This window comes from Weissella kandleri (assembly GCF_045504165.1).
In the GTDB taxonomy this organism is placed as follows: domain Bacteria; phylum Bacillota; class Bacilli; order Lactobacillales; family Lactobacillaceae; genus Weissella; species Weissella kandleri_A.
The window spans coordinates 912-4,944 of sequence record NZ_JBJJNY010000023.1 but is presented as its reverse complement, the minus strand read 5'-3'; the positions used below and the strand labels follow the sequence as shown (position 1 = coordinate 4,944).

Below are 4,033 nucleotides of genomic sequence, written 5' to 3'. Positions count from 1 at the left end.
CAATGTTCTACTTGTTATCTCGTTGAGACAACTTTTAAATTATAGCACATCATAATTATCAAAGTCAATAACTTATTTTTAACTGATTTGCTAAGTCGTTGCGATAACTCGTAACAACGTTTATTAATACTACATGAAACCAATTAAATCGTCAACTACTAATTTCATATTTTTGAAACTTTTCTAGATCAATATGATAATACCGCCGTTTAACTAAAAAGTTCCTTTATGCTGGATTATATCGAACAATTTATCGTCATTCTTTCATAGAGACCCACGTATTGTTACCCCTTTTGAAAAATAATAATAACTACAATATTTTAGAATGATGGCATTATTGGTTATTCGGTTCTTTTCCTAGTTGGCAGCCGGGGGCAAATAAAAAGACAAGTAAATTAATACTTGTCTCATGATTTATCAAATTTAACACAACAATATTAGTTCTATTTATAATTTGTAGAGTTATGAATAAACTATTATTATGTTTTATTTCCGTTTCTTCCAAACAATCAATCCAGCTAATGATGCTAGTACTAAGCTAACAATTTCAGTCCATGTTACCTTTTCAGCTGCGGTTTTAGGTAATACTGTCTGCACATTTTCAACGACGTTTTTTACAATGTTATTGGTTTCATTATTTGTTGTTGAATTACTGTCAGAATTACCGTTATTATTTGAATTACCTGAATTTGAACCATTATCATTATTGTTATCAACAACTGGAACTGTTGGTGTATTTGTCTTTGGATTTACTGGTTTTGTTGGCATATTTGTTCCAGGATTACTTGCTTTTTCCTTTTGATAAACATACGTTACCGTTTGTCCAAATGCAGTAATCTTCCCACTAACAGCACCTTGAACCTCTTTGAAAATATATCCATCAATATCTTTCTTTTCAGTCTTATAAGCAGTTCCGGCTTTTCCAGTAATAACTTCTGCCTTGGCGATTTCACTATTTGATTCATCAACGTATCGTACCGTTACGTTTCCGTTAGCTACCGGCTTAGATGGTGTATTAGTACCAACCTTATTATAGACATACGTTACTGTTTGCGCTGTATTAGTAAACTTTCCAGTTACGTTTCCTTGGACTTCCCTAAAAGTGTAGCCTGGGATAGATAGTTGATCCGTCTTATAATCATCACCAACATTCCCGGACTTGACCACATCTTCTGCAATCTTATTTCCTGCCGTATCAACGTATTTTACTGTCACATCAGCGGCCTTCACCGGATCTTTTGTATATACGTACGTGACCGTTTGTGCCGTATCCGTAAACTTTCCAGTTGGATTACCTTGTACTTCCTTGAAAGTTTAACCCTTGATCTTTAATTGATCAGTGCTGTAATCATCACCAACATTCCCGGACTTGACCACATCTTCTGCAATCTTATTTCCTGCCGTATCACCGTATTTTACTGTCACATCAGCGGCCCTCACCGGATCTTTTGTATATACGTACGTGACCGTTTGTGCTGTATCCGTAAACTTTCCAGTTGGATTCCCTTGAACTTCCTTGAAAGTGTAACCATTGATCTTTAATTGATCTGTGCTGTAATCATCACCAACATTCCCTGATTTGACCACATCTTCTGTGATTTTATTGCCAGCTGTATCCACATACTTTGCCGTCACATCGGCGGCTTTCACCGGATCTTTTGTATATACGTACGTGACCGTTTGTGCTGTATCCGTAAACTTTCCAGTTGGATTCCCTTGAACTTCCTAGAAAGTGTAACCATTGATCTTTAATTGATCTGTGCTGTAATCATCACCAACATTCCCTGATTTGACCACATCTTCTGCGATTTTATTGCCAGCTGTATCCACATACTTTGCCGTCACATCAGCGGCTTTCACCGGATCTTTTGTATACACGTACGTGACTGTTTGTGCTGTATCCGTAAACTATCCAGTTGGATTTCCTAGGACTTCTTTGAAAGTATAGCCCTTAATCTTTATTTGATCCGTGCTGTAATCATCACCAACATTCCCTGAATTGACCACATCTTCTGCGATTTTATTGCCAGCTGTATCCACATACTTTGCCGTCACATCGGCGGCTTTCACCGGATCTTTTGTATATACGTACGTGACCGTTTGTGCTGTATCCGTAAACTTTCCAGTTGGATTTCCTTGGACTTCTTTGAAAGTATAGCCCTTAATCTTTAATTGATCCGTGCTGTAATCATCACCAACATTCCCTGACTTGACCACATCTTCTGCAATCTTATTGCCATCAGTATCAACGTACTTTGCCGTCACATCAGCGGCTTTCACCGGATCTTTTGTATACACGTACGTGACTGTTTGTGCTGTATCCGTAAACTTTCCAGTTGGATTTCCTTGAACTTCTTTAAAGGTATAACCTGGAATATCTAGTTGATCAGTACTATAATCTTCACCGAGAGTCCCGGATTTTACAACGTCCTCTGCAATCTTATTTCCAGCTGTATCAACGTATTTCGCTGTTACATCAGCTCCAACTGTGTCATCCACCACCCCACCTTTATCCAGATCGTAACCTACTTTCCAGTAAATATTATCTGGATAAAACGTCTCTAAATGAACTGTGATTATAAAATCCATATCAGCTGAAGGCGCAATGGTTTTTGTATAGTGTTTATTACTACCATCATCAGTTGATTCTATCCTATCACCATTAAAATCAATATATCCACTTGCTTTTCCACTATTACCTGATGTAGATTGAGCCTGCGCATAAATTATATCAAAATTATACGTATGTCCTTTTTGTAGTTTCAATACTTTTTTAGCTGTGAATACTGTATCACCTTCACCCCCAACTTGAATAGAAGCATATTTTTGATTTAAAATAGTATCTGCATAGCCTTGCACAAAAATTTCATTTACATCGCTGTGATAATCACTAATAAATTCTGTAACATTCCAACCTGTACTAACATCCAAGTCTGAATTATCAACTCTCGTTGATAAGTTATTTGTTTGTCCATAATCAATAGGTAATTTATTAGTTGTTGCTTTTTTAAGATTATTATTTGTAATTTCACTTACTTTTTTATTATCATTTTTGTTACTTGCCTTTGTTTGAGCACTTTGCTCTGTATTCTTCACTTGATTAGTTTTATCACTAGCCAATGCAATTAATGGATTTGCCAATCCTAATACAGTTGTGCTCAATAATAAGTATTTACTAAATTTCATTTTCCTTCTCCCTATCCTACTTTATTCGCATATTGATCTAAATATGCCAAATTCTTAACTGTTATATAGCCACTCTTACTTTCGATAATTTGATCATTAATTAAATTAGTTATTATCCTACTCACTGAAGATCTTTGCGATGCTCCAATGAATTTACCGATCGTTCCATGTGTTATTTTATGATCAATCAATATATAATTAGTATTTTTAGGACTTTCAACCCCAAATAACTGAACCGCTTCATATATAAAAGCACAGATTTGTCCTTTTCGATCATTACTAAGTTGTTGGCGTAATCGTGAAAAATTGACTTGTAATTGGTTTCGATAATAATTTCGAATATATTTACCAATTCTAGGATTGCCATTAACTATTTTCCAAAAAATCTTTCTATCAATTTTATAGAATTGTGCTTCATTTGAATCTACCAAAATATCAAATGGTTGTTTCACCACACTCTCATCTTCTGCTCCCAAAATCGTTACAATACTAGATCGGTTTAAATACATAAAATGATATTGATTTTTCAAACCAACTAAACTAATAATCACAACTCCATCAATTAAAATATAAATATTAGTTTCGAAGTCATTTTTCATTGTTAGATAACTCTTTTTTGACCTATTAACTAAAGTCAATCCACTCATTGGATCTTTTTTTAATTGATCAATCAGGTAAATCAACTCTTCATCCACTTATCATCAACTCCTTTAAAAGTTAAATTAAACAAAAAAAAGCATGACTATCGTAGTAGATACTACATTAGCCACACTTCCGTGTTTTTAAAGCCATTCAAAAAAACCTTATCTAGGTGCTGTGCTGTGCTGTGCTGTGCTGTGCTGTGCTG

The 4,033-nt window shown here is 35.0% G+C and carries 3 protein-coding genes and 1 pseudogene; all 4 read right to left on the bottom strand.

Translation table 11 applies throughout. The annotated features are described in order from the left end of the window. Positions 1–486: 486 nt before the first annotated feature. Positions 487–1,215, bottom strand: a complete 729-nt coding sequence (locus ACJQWY_RS06825; protein WP_407076981.1) for a MucBP domain-containing protein — start codon at positions 1,213–1,215, stop codon at positions 487–489. Positions 1,216–1,251: 36 nt separating this feature from the next. Beyond that, positions 1,252–1,845: pseudogene (locus ACJQWY_RS06820) on the bottom strand (MucBP domain-containing protein); the annotation flags it as partial. Between the two features lie 63 nt (positions 1,846–1,908). After that, the gene (locus tag ACJQWY_RS06815; RefSeq protein ID WP_407076980.1) at positions 1,909–3,186 is read right to left on the bottom strand and encodes a MucBP domain-containing protein; all 1,278 of its coding nucleotides are present in this window, start codon (positions 3,184–3,186) and stop codon (positions 1,909–1,911) included. An 11-nt stretch (positions 3,187–3,197) separates the two neighbouring features. Then, positions 3,198–3,881 carry a Crp/Fnr family transcriptional regulator gene (locus ACJQWY_RS06810; protein WP_407076979.1) on the bottom strand — a complete coding sequence of 228 codons (684 nt, stop codon included), beginning with the start codon at positions 3,879–3,881 and terminating at the stop codon, positions 3,198–3,200. Positions 3,882–4,033: the final 152 nt, after the last annotated feature.

Coding starts and splice junctions, on each gene's coding strand:
- ACJQWY_RS06815 (WP_407076980.1), bottom strand. CDS start 3,186: ATGAAATTTAGTAAATACTTATTATTGAGCACAACTGTATTAGGATTG.